13 protein-coding genes are annotated in these 18418 nt (G+C 63.6%); 8 read left to right on the forward strand and 5 right to left on the reverse strand.

All coding sequences use genetic code 11. From position 1 onward, the window contains the following. Positions 1-402: 402 nt before the first annotated feature. Together ptsP and RZS28_RS11665 are read right to left on the reverse strand one after the other, a co-directional pair. Complete coding sequence (gene ptsP / locus RZS28_RS11660) at positions 403-2667, reverse strand: phosphoenolpyruvate--protein phosphotransferase (protein ID WP_407341107.1); 2265 nt, start codon at positions 2665-2667, stop codon at positions 403-405. Positions 2668-3006: 339 nt separating this feature from the next. Beyond that, positions 3007-4245, reverse strand: coding sequence for an aspartate kinase (locus tag RZS28_RS11665; protein ID WP_407337918.1), 1239 nt, complete (start codon positions 4243-4245; stop codon positions 3007-3009). A 402-nt stretch (positions 4246-4647) separates the two neighbouring features. Here RZS28_RS11665 and ubiG point away from each other — a divergent pair, with 402 nt between their 5' ends. After that, complete coding sequence (gene ubiG, locus RZS28_RS11670; RefSeq protein WP_407337919.1) at positions 4648-5421, forward strand: bifunctional 2-polyprenyl-6-hydroxyphenol methylase/3-demethylubiquinol 3-O-methyltransferase UbiG; 774 nt, start codon at positions 4648-4650, stop codon at positions 5419-5421. A 24-nt stretch (positions 5422-5445) separates the two neighbouring features. Here the strand turns inward: ubiG and RZS28_RS11675 are convergent, their stop codons facing one another. Then, complete coding sequence (locus RZS28_RS11675; RefSeq protein WP_407337920.1) at positions 5446-7326, reverse strand: tetratricopeptide repeat protein; 1881 nt, start codon at positions 7324-7326, stop codon at positions 5446-5448. 143 nt (positions 7327-7469) lie between these two features. Here RZS28_RS11675 and RZS28_RS11680 point away from each other — a divergent pair, with 143 nt between their 5' ends. Continuing rightward, entirely contained in the window at positions 7470-8924 is a 1455-nt protein-coding gene (locus RZS28_RS11680) for an NAD-dependent succinate-semialdehyde dehydrogenase (RefSeq protein ID WP_407337921.1), read from the forward strand. Here RZS28_RS11680 and RZS28_RS11685 read toward each other — a convergent pair. Both RZS28_RS11685 and RZS28_RS11690 read right to left on the reverse strand, forming a co-directional pair. Continuing rightward, a complete protein-coding gene (locus RZS28_RS11685; RefSeq protein WP_407337922.1) occupies positions 8921-10198 on the reverse strand; it encodes an alpha/beta hydrolase family esterase in 1278 nt (425 codons plus the stop codon). The two genes, RZS28_RS11680 and RZS28_RS11685, sit on opposite strands and share 4 nt — an antisense overlap. 38 nt (positions 10199-10236) lie before the next feature. After that, positions 10237-10656, reverse strand: coding sequence for a CopG family transcriptional regulator (locus RZS28_RS11690; protein WP_407337923.1), 420 nt, complete (start codon positions 10654-10656; stop codon positions 10237-10239). Positions 10657-11146: 490 nt separating this feature from the next. On the opposite strand from RZS28_RS11690, the gene RZS28_RS11695 reads away from it, so the two are divergent. Genes RZS28_RS11695 through RZS28_RS11720 form a run of 6 tightly spaced genes read left to right on the forward strand, consistent with a single transcriptional unit; the run spans position 11147 to position 18405 of the window. After that, positions 11147-13393: a methyl-accepting chemotaxis protein gene (locus RZS28_RS11695; RefSeq protein WP_407337924.1), complete on the forward strand. Its 2247-nt coding sequence runs from the start codon at positions 11147-11149 to the stop codon at positions 13391-13393. After that, a complete protein-coding gene (locus RZS28_RS11700) occupies positions 13390-13755 on the forward strand; it encodes a response regulator (protein WP_407337925.1) in 366 nt (121 codons plus the stop codon). Before RZS28_RS11695 ends, RZS28_RS11700 begins: the two co-directional genes overlap by 4 nt. A gap of 21 nt (positions 13756-13776) precedes the next feature. Continuing rightward, complete coding sequence (locus RZS28_RS11705; RefSeq protein WP_407337926.1) at positions 13777-15981, forward strand: chemotaxis protein CheA; 2205 nt, start codon at positions 13777-13779, stop codon at positions 15979-15981. Positions 15982-15986: 5 nt separating this feature from the next. Next, positions 15987-16454 (forward strand): chemotaxis protein CheW, encoded by a 468-nt coding sequence (locus RZS28_RS11710; RefSeq protein WP_407337927.1) that lies wholly within the window; start codon positions 15987-15989, stop codon positions 16452-16454. Continuing rightward, entirely contained in the window at positions 16451-17362 is a 912-nt protein-coding gene (locus RZS28_RS11715) for a protein-glutamate O-methyltransferase (protein ID WP_407337928.1), read from the forward strand. The genes RZS28_RS11710 and RZS28_RS11715 overlap by 4 nt, the downstream gene beginning before the upstream one ends. Then, positions 17359-18405, forward strand: coding sequence for a chemotaxis response regulator protein-glutamate methylesterase (locus tag RZS28_RS11720; RefSeq protein ID WP_407337929.1), 1047 nt, complete (start codon positions 17359-17361; stop codon positions 18403-18405). The genes RZS28_RS11715 and RZS28_RS11720 overlap by 4 nt, the downstream gene beginning before the upstream one ends. Positions 18406-18418 lie beyond the last annotated feature (13 nt).

Genomic DNA, 18418 nt, shown 5'->3' on the forward strand with positions numbered 1-18418 from the left:
GCGAGGCGGAATAGTCGGTGCGGCCGGTGGTTTTCCTAAGGCATTTTTCAGCAAAGCGCGAAAGGTTGCTGGAAAATTATTCTCATGCGATCTTCGGCGGCCTTTGTCATAATCTGCAATCTAAATCATTGTTTTATCTTGCTATTCAGCCTGCGTCCGCTTTGACGGGCCACGCTCGAAAGCTTGAGCTTCGTAAAGGCGCCTGCTTTTTGAACAAAGATACGCGATCATCAGGCAGACATAGGTATAACGGCCGCAGTTTGAAATGACGACCCAGAACGTATTTTCCGCAATTGGGGAAGTTGGAGCCAGCGCCGTCGTCGAGGCCGTTGAATGGCCGCGATTTTGAGTGCGGGGCGTTGGCTCGCGCATCCCTAGGCGCGGGACGCCTTTCGGCGCGGGCTAAACCGGAATGTCGTTGGCTTCCGCGAATGCGCGCAGCTTGTCCCGCAGACTATGACCGCCGGTCACGTTTTCGAGTAGATTTTCGACAAAATCCTTGGCTTCCCCGATATGCGTCGCAAGCACCATCGCCTTGACCGGGCCGATCGAGGCCGCCGACATGGAGAGGCCGCGGAACCCCAGCGCCAGCAAGACCATGGCCTCGAGCGGCCTGCCTCCGATTTCGCCGCAAAGCGTCAAGGGCTTGTCCGCGGCGCGGGCCTTGTCGGCGATGAGCTTCAAGGCGCGCAGGACGGGGGCGGACAGGACGTCGAAGCGCGTCGCCACGCGCTTGTTGTCGCGATCAATGGCGAAAAGATACTGGATGAGATCGTTCGAGCCGACGGAGAGGAAATCAACGCTCCGGCAGATTTCGTCGAGCTGCCAGAGCATTGAAGGCACCTCGACCATGATGCCGAGCTTCAGATCGGACGGCGCTTGACGATGATGAAGCTTCAACAGCTCGAGCTCGCGCTCGACCAGCGCCTTTGCGGCTTCATACTCCTCCAGGGTTGCGATCATCGGGAACATGATTCGCATTTCGCGGCCGCCGCCGGCGCGCAGCAGGCCGCGCAACTGCGACCGCAGGAGCCCGGGCCGGTCGAGGCCTATGCGGATGGCGCGCCAGCCGAGCGCCGGATTCTCCTCCTCGACCTGGGTCATGTAAGGCAGGATCTTGTCCGAGCCTATGTCGAGCGTGCGGAAGGTGATCGGCTTGCCCCCGACCGAATCGAGCGCGGCCCGATAGAGCGTCTCCTGCTCGCTCATCTTCGGAAATCGTGGGGCGAGCATGAACTGAAGCTCGGTCCGGAACAGGCCGACCGAGATTGCTCCCGTCTCCGCGACATGTTCGAGATCGACGAGAAGACCCGCATTCATATGCAGATCTATCGCGACGCCGTCCTTGGTGACGGCGGGCACGTCGCGCAATTTGTGATATTGCTCCTGCCTGCGGGCGCGCAGACGCGCCTTTTCGGCATAGGCGCGTTCGACATCCGGCGGCGGCCGCACATGGACGTCGCCAGTCGCGCCGTCGACGATCAAAGCGTCGTTCGGCTCGACGAAATCGATGATATTGGCGACGTCGCCGACCGCAGGGATGCCGAGCGCGCGGGCGACGATGGCGACATGGCTCGCCGCGCCGCCGTTCTCGAGCACGAGGCCGCGGATCTTAGCGCGATCATATTCGAGCAGCGCCGCTGGTCCCATGGTCCGCGCGACGATGATCGAATTTTCATGCAGATCTTCGTGCGCGGCGACGAAGCTCTGACCTGTCAGCTGGTGCAGGAGCCGGTTGGCGAGGTCGTCGAGATCATGCAGCCGCTCGCGCATGAAGGGCTCGGTGCGGCGCTGCAATTTGGCGCGCGTGTCGTTTTGCACGCGTTCGACCGCGGCTTCGGCGGTGAGGCCGGTCGTGACCGCCTCGCGCAGCCGGCGCAGCCAGCCGCGATCATGCGCGAACATGCGGAAGGTTTCGAGAACCTCGTGATGCTCGCCAGGCCCCATGTTCCCGCTTTCGATCAAGACGTCGATCGAATCGCGCATGGCCGCGATCGCTTTGTCCAGCCGCTCCATCTCCCGCTTCGCGTCTTCGGCGACGAGCTGCTTGATGATGATGCGCGGCTCATGCAGGACGACGTAGCCGAGTCCGACGCCGTCGGCGATGGGCGTTCCCTTTAAGGCGAGGGACCGGCGCAGAGCGATGTCATTGCCGGGAAGGACGAGGGATTGCAGCTCGCCGGATGCGATCATCTCGGCGAGCAGCATGGCCGTCGTCTGAAGGGCCTCGATCTCCTCTTCGGAATAGGTGCGGCGAGCCTTGTTCTGGACGACAAGCACACCGAGCGTATTGCCGCCGCGCAGAATGGGCACGCCGAGGAACGACGAGTAGATTTCCTCGCCGGTTTCAGGCCGATATAAAAACGACGGATGGCGCTGCGCATCAGCGAGGGCGAGCGGCTCCGCCGTGTCGGCGATGAGGCCGACCAGGCCTTCGCCGGAGCGCATCGTGGTCAGATGAACCGCTTCCCGGTTCAAACCTTCCGTGGCGCAGAGCTCGAGGCGGCCGTCGGCGCGCAACACATAGACGGAACAGACTTCCGCAACCATGTTCGCCGCAATATGGACGACGATCTTATCCAGTCGCGCCTGCGGGCTGACCGGCTCCACCATGACTTCGCGAAGCCGCCGCAGCAGCAGACGGGGTCCGCCGAGGGCGCCATACATGGCTGTTTCCTGTTCGGGCCTGAAGGCCTCATAATCCTCTATCGGCAAGCCGGACTGTCCAAAGGAGCGCTATGCTGGGCCGATGGCTTTGCTTCTCTATCTTGCCTTCCGCCTGTTTAACCTGTGCAAACTCCGGACCGCAAGAGAGACTGCGGCATTATGAGCATCTTTGGCTTTCCTCGAAGCATTTGTCTTAGTCTCCACGGCGCCTAAGGGCAATGACCGGGGCTCGAATCGGCCGAGGCTGGGCGCGATCGCTCAGCGATTCGGTTCAGATCTTTGTGATGGGAGCGCCGCATCGGTTGATGCTGCGGCGCGGAATTCGCCGCGCTTGCAAGGTCAGGCTTTGTCCAAGCCGTAAAGCGAATGCAGCGTCCTGACCGCCAGTTCGGTATAGGCCGCCTCGATCAGAACGGAGAATTTGATCTCCGACGTCGTGATCGCCCGAATATTGATGCCTTTTTCGGCCAGGGCCTTGAACGCGAGCGCGGCGACCCCGGCGTGGCTTCGCATGCCGACGCCAATGGCTGATATTTTGACGACATCGGTCGCCCCGGTGAGGCTTGTAAAGCCGATTTGCGGCTGCGCCTTGTGCAAGATGGATTTGGCGCGCTCGAAATCGGCCGCCGAAACGGTGAAGGTCATGTCGGTCACGCCCGAATTCTCGGAGGCGACCTGGATGATCATGTCGACGTTGATATTGGCTTCGGCGAGCGGAATGAATATGGCGGCCGCGACTCCTGGATGATCGGCCACTTGACGCAGGGTGATTTGCGCTTCGTCCCTGGAAAATGCGATGCCGGTGACGACCTGCTGCTCCACAATATCCTCCTCGTCGCAAATCAAGGTGCCGGCTTTCGGGTCCCGCGGGTCGTCGAAGGAAGACCGCACGAAGGTCTTGACCTTGTGCACCATGGCGAGCTCGACGGAGCGCACCTGGAGGACCTTGGCCCCAAGCGACGCCATCTCCAGCATTTCCTCGAAAGCGACCCGATCGAGCCGCCTGGCTTTCGGGACAATGCGTGGGTCGGTGGTGTAAACCCCGTCGACATCGGTGTAGATGTCGCAGCGGTCGGCTCCGATGGCCGCGGCGATCGCGACGGCGCTTGTGTCCGAGCCCCCGCGGCCGAGCGTGGCGATGCGGCCGGTCTCCTGGTGAATGCCCTGAAACCCGGCGACGACCGCGACTTCCGCGCGCGCCTCGAAAGCTTCGAGGATGGCGGCGGCATTGATATGGGCGATGCGCGCCGAACCATGCGAATCCGACGTCTGAATGGGGATTTGCCAGCCCTGCCAAGAGCGCGCCGGAATTCCCATGTCCTGGAGCACGATGGCGAGAAGGCCGGCGGTCACTTGTTCGCCGGAGGCGACGACGGCGTCATATTCGCGTCGATCGTAAAGCGCGGACGCCTGTTCGCACCAGCCGACAAGCTCATTGGTCTTGCCAGACATGGCGGAGACCACGACGGCGATATTGTTGCCGGCCTTGCGTTCGCGCTCGACATGCCTTGCGACATTGCGAATCCGCTCTATGTTCGCGACCGAGGTGCCGCCGAATTTCATGACAAGACGGGACATCTGGCCGAAAATGATCCTTTTTGCCTTGTTTTGGCGTAAGTTGAACTTTCTGGAGCGCCGACCATTCACGATGGGCGTCCGAGAAAGCCGGAGAGACTGTCTAAAGAATTCGGCGAAATTGCCTTGGCCGGATTGAAAAATCCGATCCAGGCGAACTCGCCTTAGAGCGCGCTCTGATTGGATGGAATCGTCCAATCGATAAGAACTCGCTCCAGATCAATAAGTTGGAGCATGTTCCGATCGAAAAAGTCGATCAGCTTTTTCGGAACATGCTCTAGGCCGCGGCCGATCGCTCGGGCGGCTTTGTCGCGGCGCGCATACATGCGAATGCTTGCGAGGCAAGTCAACGGTATTCGAGCGGGCGCGGCCTTTTTAGCCTGCTCATGGGGAAAGGTTCAAGCCATGTCCACCCAGGAAAAGCTCCGGCGCGATGCTACGATCGATCCGGAGGACGTGGGCCGTTTCGAGCGGCTCGGCGCCGAATGGTGGAATCCCAAGGGGGCGATGTGGGCCCTGCACAGGTTCAATCCTGTCCGTCTGGCCTATTTGCGCGATCTGCTTTGCCGGCATTTCCCGGCGGACGGACGGCCCAGGGATCGCCATGACCCGGAGCCGCTCCGCGGCCTCACGGTGCTCGATGTCGGTTGCGGCGGCGGCATCCTCTCGGAATCCTTGGCGCGGCTCGGGGCGCAGATGACCTCGATCGATCCCGGCTCGGCCAACATCGACGTGGCGCGGGACCATGCGGCGCAATCCGGTCTCTCGATAGACTATCGCTGCATGAGCATAGAGGAGCTTGTCGTCGAGGGCGGCGCCTTCGACGTCGTCCTGACGATGGAAGTGATCGAGCATGTCAGCAATGTCGAAAGTTTCCTTGGCTATGCCGCCGCAATGGCTCGGCCGGGCGGGATGCTCGTCGCGGCCACGCTCAATCGGACGTTGAAGAGCTTCGCCTTGGCGATTGTCGGCGCTGAATATGTGCTGCGCTGGGTGCCGCGCGGCACGCACAAATGGAGCCAGTTCGTCACGCCGGAGGAGCTCGCCAAGGCGCTGCGCGCCAATGGGCTGCACATCGTTGACGAGACAGGCGTCATCTATGACGTCGCAAGCGGCAAATGGCGGCTCTCGCACGATCTCGATGTGAACTATATCGTCGCGGCCGAACGCCGCGCTTGATTATAAAAGCACGAGATAAGTCGGCTAAATTTGCTTAAGCTCGAGCTCCAGCGCATGAGCGACGCGGCCGAAAACCTCGTCCCAATCGCCGAGCCTGCTTTGCCGGAACAGGCGCATTGACGGGTACCAGGGGCAATCCTCGCGTTCGAGCAGCCAGCGCCAATCCGCCGTCTGCTTCAGCACGACCCAGACCGGCCGGCCGAGGGCGCCGGCGAGATGGGCGATCGAAGTGTCGCAGGTAATGATCAGGTCGAGGCTCTGCATCGCCGCCGCAGCGTCGACGAAGGCGTCCGCGCCGGCGTCGAAGTCGCCGCCCAACGTCTCAAGCCAAGGGAGCGCCTGACGATCGCCGAACGGCGTTTGATCGTCCAATTTCTGGATGCTGACGAGCCGCGCGCCGGCAAGCCCGGCGAGCGGGGCGAAATGCGCAAGCGGGATAGAGCGGCTGGGGTCCGCCTTGATGGCGGAATTGCCGCGCCAGCAAATGCCGATCTTGAAGCCCTGAGATCCGATCCGCGCCGCCCACATTCGCGCAAGATCGGCTTCCGGCCTGAGATAGGAGGCCTGCGCCGGGATGGTCGCCAGCCTCACCTTCAGCGCCCGCGGCAGGCTGGAGAGGGCGATCTGGCAATCGAAATGTTCGCCTTCAGCCAGATCGTCGACCAGCCGGACCGGCGTTTCGAGCCCCTTGAAAAGCCGATGGAGACGGGCGCGGCAGAAGAAGGTTACTTTGGCTCCTTGCGCAGCCAGGATCGGCAAGAAGCGCGAGAATTGGATGGCGTCGCCAAGGCCTTGCTCGTCGAAGACGATGATGGCGCGGCCGGCGAGGCTCTCCCCGCTCCATTCCGGAATTGGAAGCTTGAGGCCATGCTTCGGCGTTTGGCCGGCGATCCAGCGCCATTCGTAAAGATCCCAGCCCGTTTCGAATTCGCCAAGGAGCAGAAGCAGAGTAGCTTTGTTGTTCTTGAAGTGAGCCGAGGTTGGATCGCAGTCGAGCGCCCGATCATAGCTGGCCAGAGCTTCGTCGAACCGGCCAAGATGCTTCAGCGCCAAAGCGCGCCCGCAAAAAGCTTCGCCATATCCGGGCCGAAGCTCCAACGCCCTTTCATAAGCCGCGAGCGCCGCTTCGGGGCGCAGCTGCGACAGCAATAGATTGCCGCGATTGGACCAGGCTTGCGGAGCAAGCGAATTGATCCGTAAAGCTGCGTCGAAGTCGGCGCTGGCGTCCTGGAAGCGTCCGATCGCATGCAGCGCGGCGCCCCGATTGTTCAAGACATCGGCATGATTCGGCTCTTTTTCGAGCGCGGAATCGTAGGAGCGAATCGCCTCCTCGGTTCGGCCAAGGTCGTGCAGCAGATTGCCTCGATCGATCAGCGCGTCGATGAAACCGGGCCTGAGCCGTAGGGCTTCATCGAAAAACTCGAGCGCGCTCTCCGGCCGCCCGAGGTCGCGCAGAACCCGTCCGCCGGCGCGCAAGGCTTCCGGGTAGGCGGGATTGAGCTTCAGGGCCATATCGTAGGATGCGATCGCCTCCTTGAGCCGTCCGGCCTCGCGCAACAAATTGCCGCGATTGTAGAAAAGGGCCGCATGGACGAAACCCAGACGCAAGGCTTCGTCATAGGAAGCGAGCGCGTCGGCGTCGCGATCGAGCTCCTGCAAGACGGCGCCGCGATTCGACAAGGCTTCCGAATAGCGGGGGTTGAGCCGGACGGCCTGGTCGAACCATGCGAGCGCCCTCAGGTTTTCCTTCGCGCTCAGATAGATCAACCCAATGAGGTTCGATCTGACATGGCTCGTCTCATTGGCGGAATTCAGAAAGCGAAGACGGCCGATCGCGTCCGATATCTGGCCGGCATTGAGAAAGCCGATCGCTTGATGCACGGCGGCGTCGATGGTCTGGAGCAAGTCGGTCTGCCTTCCTGCGCTGTCGGAGCGCGGGCGAGCGCGTGGTTCGACCGCGGATCGCTTGCGGCGCTTGCATCAAAGGGCGATAAACTTGCGCGGGACTGAAGACCGAACGACGCGACGCGCTGGCATAGGGGTCGCTCATGAACGCGCGCGATGCAGAACTTCTTCGTCATAAGGCTTTTATCGGCGGGGAATGGATTGAGGCGGCGCAAGGCGGAAGTTTCGACGTGATCGATCCCGCCGATGATTCGGTCGTCGCGAGAGTCGCCGACTGCTCGGCCAAGGACGCCGAGGCGGCGATAGTGGCCGCGCAGTCCGCTTTCCTCGGCTGGCGAACGACGACCGCGAAGGAGCGGTCGCGTCTTTTGCGCCGATGGTTCGATCTCATCATGCAGCACAAGGACGAACTCGGCGATCTCCTCGCCCGCGAGCAAGGCAAGCCTTTGGCCGAGGCTAGGGCGGAGATCATCTACGGGGCCTCTTTCGTGGAATGGTTCGCGGAGGAGGCGCGCCGCGTCTATGGCGACCTCGTCTCCGCGCCGGCGCAGGGCGGCGAAATCCTCGTCTTGAAGCAGCCGGTTGGGGTCGCCGCGGCGATCACGCCGTGGAACTTCCCCAACGCCATGATCACCCGCAAGATCGCGCCTGCGCTCGCCGCAGGCTGCGCGGCAATCGTCAAGCCAGCGGCCGAAACGCCGCTCTCCGCGCTGGCGCTCGGCGTACTCGCGCAGGAAGCCGGCCTCCCTGAAGGCGTTCTCAACATCCTGCCGACGACGCGGGCGGCCGAGGTCGGTCTCGTTTTGACAAGCCATCCGCTGGTGCGCAAGGTGTCATTCACAGGATCGACGGCGGTCGGCCGGACGATCATGCGCCAGTGTGCTGAGACAATCAAAAAGCTGTCGCTCGAACTCGGCGGCGACGCCCCTTTCATCGTGTTCGACGACGCCGATCTCGATGCCGCCGTCGCCGGGGCGGTCGCTTCAAAATATCGCAACAGCGGCCAGACCTGCGTCTGCGCCAATCGCTTCTACGTTCAGGCGGGGGTTTACGACGCCTTCGCTGCAAAACTCACGGTGGCGGTGGGCGCCCTCAAGGTCGGCGCGGCCTTCGAGCCGGGGGCGCAGCAGGGCCCGTTGATCTCGCCAAAAGCCGTCGCCAAGGTTGAAGATCTCGTGCGCGACGCAATCGGCAAAGGCGCCAAGGTCCGGCTTGGCGGGGGCCGCCATGCGCGCGGCGGCAATTTCTTCGAGCCGACCGTTCTGACCGATGTGCCGCCCGAGGCGCGTCTGCTTGGCGAGGAAATCTTCGGGCCTGTCGCCGCGCTCGTCCGCTTTGAAACGGAGGCGGAGGTCATCGCGCTCGCGAACGCCAGCGAATATGGCCTCGCCGCCTATTTCTACGCCCGCGACCTCGGTCGGGTCTTCCGCGTAGCGCGCGCGATCGAAGCCGGCATGGTTGGCGTCAATCAAGGGGGCATTTCGACAGTCGAGGCGCCTTTTGGCGGCGTCAAGCAATCGGGCCTCGGGCGCGAAGGCTCGCGCTACGGAATCGAGGAATATCTCGAGATCAAAGCCGTCCACATAGGCGGACTCTAAACCGGCTCGACGTCATTCGGCATCGGCTTTTCTGCGAGGCGGGCACCGGCCTGCGGACTTATCCGACGCTTGGCGGGCTTTTCCAGGAAGAAACGCAGCATTTCGCGCGACGCGTCCGGGCCTTTCGGATCCGTATAAGATCCGGCCAGGCTGCCGCCGGACCAGGCATGCCCCAAGCCTTCGATCGCCCAATATTCCACATGCGGGGCGCCGGTCGCGTCCGCGATCACGGTGCGGGCATAGGCGCGGCCTCCGGCGGAGCGGCCGCGATGCGTCTGCTCCGTCGCGCCGGTCAGGCCGGCGCGGGCGCCGGCGACGATCATTTCGGCGTTCGACGGATGCACGGTTGGATCTGAGTCGCCATGAAAGACAATCGTGCGAACGCGCCCTTTGGGGCTGTGTCGATGGCTCGCCCTTTGCGCGTTGGCTAACGGGCTCGTATGGCCCCGCATGGCCGCGAATGCGGAGGAGGCATCAGTTGCCGACCGATAGGGCAATCCGGAGTGTATTCCGGCTGCGCCATAAAGCTCGGGATAGGTGGCGCTCATGATCGCGGCCATGGCGCCGCCGGCCGAAAGCCCCGCCACATAGATCCGCTTCGGATCGATGTCGAACTCCGCCATGATGCTGCGCGTCATTCCGGCGATGATGCCGGGCTCGCCCGCGTCGCGGATCTGGTCGCCTGCGTTGAACCAGTTCCAGCAGCCGGTTTGATTGGCGCGCTTCGATTGCTTCGGATAGGCGACGACAAATCCCCGCTCCTCCGCAAGGAGATTCATGCCGGTTCCCATCGCGAAATCGTCGGGGTCCTGGGTGCAGCCATGCAGCATGACGATCAAGGGACGCTTGCCGCCGGCATGGCTCGGAACGAAGAGCTTATAGTCTCTCGCTCCCGCCTCGGAAGCGAAGGCGCGAGCCACAAACGCCGCCCGGTCGGGCGCGGCAGGCGCCTTGCGAGCCGGAGCAGGTTGTTTCACTCTGAGATCGACGCTGGAAGGATCGGGTTGGCGCAACCGCTCCCAGGCATTTACAACAGACTCCGTCGCAAGCGCAGCCGAGGCCAGTATGGCCGCGGCGTTGCGCGGCAAGACAGGGCTTTCCGGTTCGGCGACCGCGCTGAGCCGAGGGTTTTTCGGGCGCTGCTCGTCATCCGCTGCTTGAGCGGGACCTCGCCCTGACAGGGCGCGTTGGATCGCCTGCGTCGCCTCCAGGACATTTTCGCGGCGCGTCAGCTCCGCGGCCTTGCGCATGGCGACGCCAAAGAGGGTTTTCATGCTTGCATCCTTTGCTGAAAAAGCGCTGGCGTCGGCGATCACCGAATGCGATCGGAGAGCGCCGTTTTGACGGCCGTGCTGGCTTGAAGAGCGCCAAGAACAGTGATCGACTCGATTGTTTCGAGCGCGAGCTCCGGCGTGACGTCGTCGGCGATGGTGGCGAGCCCGACGACCTGAATGCGCAGCTTCTCGCCGGCGGCCCGCGCCGCCTCCAAATGCTCGCGCCTATAGCGCCGCAAACCGATCTCGAGAGTTTCCCGCACGATGCTTTGCTTGACGGCGTCGGCGTGGGCGGCGAGCTGGTTCCGGATCGCCGTCCTGATCAAGTCGGTGCGATTGGAATAGAAGCCTTCCCGCACCAGCAAATCGACGAAGCCGAGGTCGACATAACCCAGATTGATCGTGATTTTCTCGCTCTCGCCCGGCCTGTCGCGCAGGCGATGTATCTCAGCACCCATGAATTACCTCGATGCGCCATCCATATCCCATCCACGTAGATGGGATATGGATGGCGCCAAGGACAAATGCAAGGGCCTGAATGAGAGGGGCCTGGCCAGCTCTGCCGCTTTAGGCCGCTGCGGAAAGGATCGCGCGACGCCGAATGGAGCATTCCCGCGCCGAAACGACCGGATCTCAAGCAATAGCATAGAAATTGACTAAAAATTTTTGCATTATGCTTACGCGCTGAGAAATTAATCGTCCAAACGCAATGTAATGAAGCGAAGCTTAGAAGCTGGACGTTGAGACTTTGTTCAGCGTTGCGATCTACAAGATCAATCTCACACGAGATCACGTGATTCTCTATTATTCAGGCGATTGATGGCTGTGATGGGAGCCGGTCCCGGTCGAGGGCGTCGACCTGGCCTGTCCTCAGCGCGGATCGGCGGCTGAATAATAACCTTCACCTCGTCAGCTACGCATCGGCAAATCATTTTTCTGCGAGGCAGCATGTCTCTTTCAAATCTTGCCATCGTTCGTAAGCTCAGCCTCGGCTTTGCTTGCGTCTTCATCGCCGTCGTTGTCATGAGCGGCACGCTTTTCATCATCCTGAAGTCGCTCGACGCGGCTGCGGCGGTCAACGAAAAGTCCTATGCGGTCGTCGACGATCTCGCCCGCGCCATCAACGCCGTTTCAGAGGAGGGGCGGGCGGCGCGCGGCTACATTATCACCCGCGACCAGCGTCTTGCGGCCAATTATGAAAGCGCTGTCAAGGATTTCGTCGCGACGATGGCCGACGCGCATCGGGACGCCCTCGGTCATCCCGACATTCTCGCGCTTCTCGACAAGGTCGAGGCGGCCGCGACCGCCTGGCGGATCGAATTCGCCGACGCCTTGATTCGCTTGACGCACGACAACCCAACGTCCGAGCAAGCGGCTGAAGTCGTCAAATCGGCCAAGAACAATGAAGCCGTGGCCGCCTTTGTCCAGGCTGCGAAAGATGCGCGGAAACAGGTCGACGCCTGGTCGGCGGCGGCGCAGAAGGAGCAAGACTGGTTCTTGAGCCTCGCGCATCTTTCCCTGTTCGTCGGCAGCCTCACCACGGCGCTCGTCGCGGTCTTCACCGCCTGGTGGCTGGCGCGCGCGATCGCTCGGCCGGCGACTGAGATGACCAAGACGATGAACGCGCTGGCGGCCGGCGACGTCTCCATTACGGTGCCCTTCGCAGGACGGAAGGACGAGCTCGGCCTCATGGCGGCGGCGGTCCAGACGTTCAAGGACGCGGCGATCGCCAAGGCGAGAAAGCAAGCCGAGGAGGCCGAGGCGGTCAAAGCCTGGCAGAAAGAAGACGAGGAGCGCGCCGCCCGCGAGGCCGAGGATGCGCGGCAGGATCAAGTCGCGATCAATGGCGTCGCCGACGGGCTCAAGCGGCTTGCGGAGGGGGATCTCGTCTATCGGATCGAGACCGCCTTTGCGCCGAAAACCGAAAAGCTGCGGACCGACTTCAACAGCGCGGTCGAAAAGCTGCAGCGCACGATGCAGAGCATCCACGTGAATACGCAGGGCATCCATTCTGGAAGCGGAGAGATTTCCTCCGCCGCCGACGACCTGTCGCGGCGCACGGAGCAACAGGCGGCGAGCCTCGAGGAAACCGCGGCGACGCTCGACGAGATCACGGCGACGGTCAAGAACACCGCGCAAGGCGCCATCCATGCCCAGGAACTCGTGTCGAGCGCGAAATCCGACGCGGATCGGAGCGGCGAGGTCGTGCGCCAAGCGATTTCCGCGATGGGAGGCATTGAGAAATCGTCCCAGCAGATCGGCCAGATCATCGGCGTCATCGACGAAATCGCGTTCCAGACCAACCTTCTCGCTCTGAACGCCGGGGTCGAGGCGGCGCGCGCCGGCGACGCCGGGCGGGGCTTCGCGGTGGTCGCCTCCGAGGTGCGGGCGCTGGCGCAGCGCTCCGCCGAGGCGGCGAAGGAGATCAAGAGCCTGATCTCGGCTTCTACGACTCAGGTCGGTCAGGGCGTCGATCTCGTCGGTGAGACGGGCAAGGCCTTGGGCCGCATCGTCGCCCAGGTGGCCGAGATCAATTCGGTCGTCGCGACAATCGCCGCGAGCGCGCAAGAGCAGGCGACGGCGCTGCATCAGGTGAACGCCGCGGTGAACCAGATGGATCAGGTGACTCAGCAAAACGCCGCGATGGTCGAGCAAACCACGGCGGCGGCGCATTCGCTGAGCCAGGAAAGCGATGAGCTTGCGCGTCTGCTCGGCCGCTTCCAGGTCGGGCGGGAGCCGGTGGTCGAGCCGATCCGCGCGAAGGCGCGGCCAGGCTCCGCATGCCGCGCGCCCGGCCCTGAAAACGCTCGCGGCGCATGCGCGCGGCGGCGCCGCTCGCAAACCCGAGTCGGCGCCTGTCGAGGACAGCTGGGAGGAGTTCTGATGTCCATTCCGCCCGACTGCGGGGACCATGCCTCGCGCGTGGTCGAACTGCCCGAGATTCTTGATCTGAAGGCGGCGGCGCCGCTGGCCGGGGAATTCCTCAGCCACAGGGGCGAGGAGCTTACGGTCGACGCCGCTCGCGTGCAGCGGCTCGGCGGTCAGTGTCTACAGGTTCTTCTCTCGGCCGCCATGACCTGGAAGGCGGACGAAGTCCTGCTCGCCTTCGTCAACCCGTCTCCCGATTTCGTCGAAGGCCTCGCGCGGCTCGGGATCGACCCTGCCGACTTCATCGATCAGGAACTGCCTCAATGAACAAGACAGTGCTCACAGTCGACGACTCGCGCACCATGCGCGACATGCTGATGCTGGCTCTCTCCGACGCCGGCTATCGGGTGGTGCAGGCTGAGGATGGCGTGCACGGGTTGGAGGTTCTCTCCGGCGAAACGCCCGACGTCATCGTCACCGACATCAATATGCCCCGCATGGACGGCTTCGGCTTCATCGAGGGCGTGCGCAGCGACGATCGCCACCGTGCGGTTCCGATCCTCGTTCTGACGACGGAGAGCGACGCCGAGAAGAAAGACCGCGCCCGCCGCGCTGGCGCAACCGGCTGGATCGTGAAGCCCTTCGATCCCGTCAAGCTCGTCGCCGCCATCCGGCGCGTCGCCGCCTGAACTCGAGAAGGATGCGCGTCCATGGATGCAATGGCGGCGATCAAACAGACTTTCTTCCAGGAATGCGAAGAGCAGCTCGCCGAGCTCGAGACCGGGCTTCTCGCCATTCAAGACGGCGGCCATGACGCCGAAACGGTGAATGCGGTCTTTCGCGCCGTGCATTCCATCAAGGGCGGCGCCGGCGCATTCAGCCTCGACGATCTCGTCCATTTCGCCCATGTTTTCGAGACCGCCCTGGACCACGTCCGCGCCGGCAAGCTCGCGCCGTCGCATGAGGTCCTGAACACCATGCTGCGCGCGGCGGATGCGCTCGCCGATTTGGTGCGGGCGGCCCGTGACGGCGGCGCCGTGGACGCGCAGCGATGCGAGGCGCTCGCCGATGCGCTTCGCGCGCTCGATCCCGAGGCGATAAGCGCTGATCAGGGCGCAGGCGACGACGACGGCTTGGATGAAGTGGCGTTCCAGCCGGTGCCGATCGACGAATCGATGTTCGACGATCCGCCGACGCCGGCGGAGCCACGGCTCAATCTGTTCACCATCCGCTTCAAGCCGAAGGCGGTCCTCTACGCCAAGGCGAACGAGACCGCCGTGCTGATTCGCGAGCTCGCTCGCCTCGGCGAGACGACGATCGTCTGCGACGCCTCCGGCCTCCCCTTGCTCTCGGAGCTCGATCCGGAAGGCGCCTATCTCGCCTGGATCATCGAGCTCCTGACGACGCAGGACGAGGAGGCCGTCCGCGAAGTTTTCGAATTCGTGGAATGGGACTGCGATCTCGACATCGAGAGCGACGCCGCGAACGCCAGTCCGGACGACATCGACGTCGCCGCCCTGATCGAGAAAATGCAGGCCGCCGTCGAAGCCGAACTTTCAGCCTTGACGCCGCCGCAAGCGCCGCAGGCCGACCTCGCCGATGGGGACCAGGGCGTGATCGATCTGGCCAAGGCGCGGCAGCAAAAGACGCCACAGGCCGTGGGCGAGCCGGCAGCGCAGAAGCCGGAACAGGCCGCGGCGGGCGGACCCTCCCAGGCGACGATCCGCGTCGATCTCGATCGCGTCGATCGCCTGATCAATCTCGTCGGCGAGCTGGTCATCAACCAGGCCATGCTGGCGCAGCGGGTGCTCGAAGCGGGGCTCGCCCGCGCGTCGGGCGTGGCGACTGGTCTCGACGAGCTGGAGCAGCTCACGCGCGAGATCCAGGACAGCGTGATGGCGATCCGCGCGCAGCCGGTGAAATCGGTCTTTCAGCGCATGCCGCGCTTGGTGCGCGAGGTCGGCGCGATGACAGGCAAGCTGGTGCGCCTCGTCACCGAAGGAGAAAACACCGAAGTCGACAAGACGGTGATCGAACGTCTGGCCGATCCGCTTACGCATATGATCCGCAATGCGATCGACCATGGGCTCGAAAAGCCAGAGACGCGCGCGGCGGCGGGCAAGCCCGAGGAAGGTCTTGTGCATCTTTCGGCCGCGCATCGCTCCGGCCGCATCGTGATCGAAGTGTCGGATGACGGCGCCGGAATTGATCGCGCGCGGGTCAAGACGCTGGCGGCGAGCAAAGGCCTGATTCCCGCCGACGCCTCGCTCTCCGATGATGAGATCGATAATCTGATCTTCCTGCCGGGCTTCTCGACGGCTTCGACCGTGTCCGACATCTCTGGACGCGGCGTCGGCATGGATGTCGTGCGCCGTTCGATCCAGGCGCTCGGCGGCCGCATTTCGATCGCCTCGCGGCCGGGCCAGGGCTCCACCTTCACCATGAGCCTGCCGCTGACCTTGGCGGTGCTCGACGGAATGGTGGTGACGGTCGCGGGGCAAACGCTCGTCGTTCCCTTGACCGCGATTGTCGAGACGCTGCAGCCGAAAATCGCCGACGTGCACGGCTTTGGCGGCGGGACCCGGGTGATCGCCATTCGAGATCAATTCACGCCTTTGATCGATGTCGGACGCGAGCTCGCCTATCGGGCCGAGAACGCCGATGCGCTGTCCTGCGTCGCGCTTCTCGTCGAGGCCGAGGGCGGCGTCCGCAGCGCGCTCTTGGTCGATGCGATCCTGGGTCAGCGTCAGGTCGTCATCAAAAGCTTGGAGGCGAATTATCGCCACGTCCCGGGCATTGCCGCCGCGACCATCCTCGGCGACGGCCGAGTCGCCTTGATTCTCGACGTCGACGCCGTGGTCGCGAGCTCGCGCATGGACGCCGCCTTCGAACAGCTCCTCGCAACAGCAGGCTGAAACCCATGACCGAGATCACCAGGACAGATTTAGCGAGCGCCCGCGAGCTCATCGCCTTCCGCATCGGGGCGCAGGAATTTTGCGTCGACATCATGTCGGTGCGCGAGATCCGCGGCTGGACGCCGGCGACGGCGCTGCCGCAGTCGCCGGGCTTCGTGCGCGGCGTTGTCAATTTGCGCGGGGCGGTGCTGCCGATCGTCGATCTCGCTGCGAGGCTCGGCTTCGCGCCGGCCGAGCCGACCGCGCGCCATGTCATCATCGTCGCCCAGATCGACAATCGCGTCGTCGGGCTTCTGGTTGACGCGGTCTCCGACATTCTGACGGTGACCGACGATCTCGTGCAGGCCACGCCGGACGTCGCCTCGGAAATGGCGAAGACTTTCGTTCGCGGCGTCCTCGCCATCGAGCGCCGCATGATCAGCTTGATCGCGCTCGATCATGTTCTGCCGGCGCCGGAACGGGACGCGGCATGACGAGCGCCCCATTCGCCGACGCCGCGATGGACAGGAAGCCCGGCCTCGTGCCTGGCGAATTCCTTCTGTCGCGCGCGGACTTCCGCCAGATCGCGTCCATGCTCTACGCCGACGCCGGCATTCATCTGCCGGAATCGAAGGCTGCTCTCGTTTATTCGCGCCTCGCGAAGAGATTGCGCGCGCTGGGTCTCGCGAGTTTTCGTGACTATTGCGCCCTCATTGCGGGAAGCCAAGGGTTGGACGAACGCCAGAAAATGCTGGCTGCGCTCACCACCAACGTGACCCGGTTTTTTCGTGAGCCGCATCATTTCGAACATCTTGCGAAGCAGGTGTTGCCGCCATTGCTCGACGCCGCGCGCCATGGCGAGCGGGTGCGGCTTTGGTCGGCGGCCTGCTCCAGCGGCCAGGAGCCCTATTCGATTGCGCTCACCGTTCTCTCCCTGATGCCGGACGCAGGCAGATTCGATGTCAAGGTGCTCGCAACCGACATCGATCCCAATATGCTGGATGAAGGACAACGGGGGACTTACGCCGAATCCGTCCTCGAAGCCGTCCCGGCGACAATGCGCGCGCGCTGGTTCGCGCCCACGGGCGGCGGCGCCCGAGGCGATGCGTCGAGAGCCTATTGCGTCGGCGAGGCTCTACGCGAACTGGTTGCTTTCCGCGAGCTCAATCTGATCGGGCCTTGGCCGATGAAAGGCCTTTTTCAGGCGATCTTCTGCCGCAACGTGGCGATCTATTTCGATGAAGAGACGCAGGCGAAGCTTTGGAGCCGCTTCGCTCCAATGCTTTTGCCCGGCGGCCGACTCTATATCGGCCATTCGGAACGGGTCACGGGTCCTGCGGCGGCTTTGTTCGAGAACGAAGGCGTCACCGCCTATCGGCTGCGTCGGGAGCTACGCGCATGAAGCCTGTCCGCGTTCTCGTCGTCGACGATTCCACAACCGTGCGAAGCCTCATTCGCATGCTGCTTGCGCGCGACCGCAATGTCGAGGTTGTTGGCGAGGCGGCGGACCCGCATGAGGCCCGCGCCGCGATCAAGGCCCTGAACCCGGATGTGATCACGCTCGACGTCGAGATGCCGAAAATGAACGGCCTCGAGTTCCTCGATAAGATCATGCGGCTGCGGCCGACCCCGGTGATCATGGTCTCGAGCCAGACCACGCGCGGGGCGTCGGCGGCGATCACGGCGCTCGAAATGGGCGCCTTCGATTGCGTCGCCAAGCCGGGGCCTGGAGAGCAGGACAGTTTCGCCGAGCTTCTCACGGCGAAAGTCAAAGCCGCCGCCGGCTCGCGCGTTCGGCTTTTGTCAACGTCCGAACGAGCCGCGCCGTCGCATGGCTCCGCGGCATTGTCGGTCGGCGGGGCCTATCGCCCGGACGGACGCATTGTGGCGATCGGCGCGTCGACCGGCGGCGTCGAGGCGCTTGTCGCCGTCTTGTCCGAGCTCCCGCCGAATTGCCCGCCGACGGTCATAACCCAACATATGCCGGCGACTTTCACCAAGACTTTCGCCGAACGTCTGGATCGTCTCAGCCGGCCCAGCGTCAGCGAGGCCAGCGACGGCGCGCCGCTTACGCCCGGGCACATCTATCTTGCGCCTGGCGGAGCGGCTCATTTGGAGATCGCGCCTTCCGCGCCGTTTCGATGCCGCCTGACGAAGGGCGATCCGGTCAATGGCCATCGGCCGTCGGTGGACGTGCTGTTTCAATCGGTCGCCAAGGCGGCCGGCGCCCATGCGCTTGGCGTGATCCTCACCGGAATGGGCCGCGACGGCGCCGAGGGCCTGCTGGCAATGCGGACGGCGGGCGCCCCGACGCTCGGCCAGGACGAAGCGTCCTGCCTCATCTATGGGATGCCCAAGGCGGCGTTCGAACGCGGCGCAACCCAGAAGCAAGTTCCATTGAATAGAATCGCCGCAGAAATTCTGCGCATCACCTGCTCAGAGTGAGAAGGAGAAGACC

This window comes from Methylocapsa polymorpha (genome assembly GCF_045689225.1).
Lineage (GTDB): Bacteria > Pseudomonadota > Alphaproteobacteria > Rhizobiales > Beijerinckiaceae > Methylocapsa > Methylocapsa polymorpha.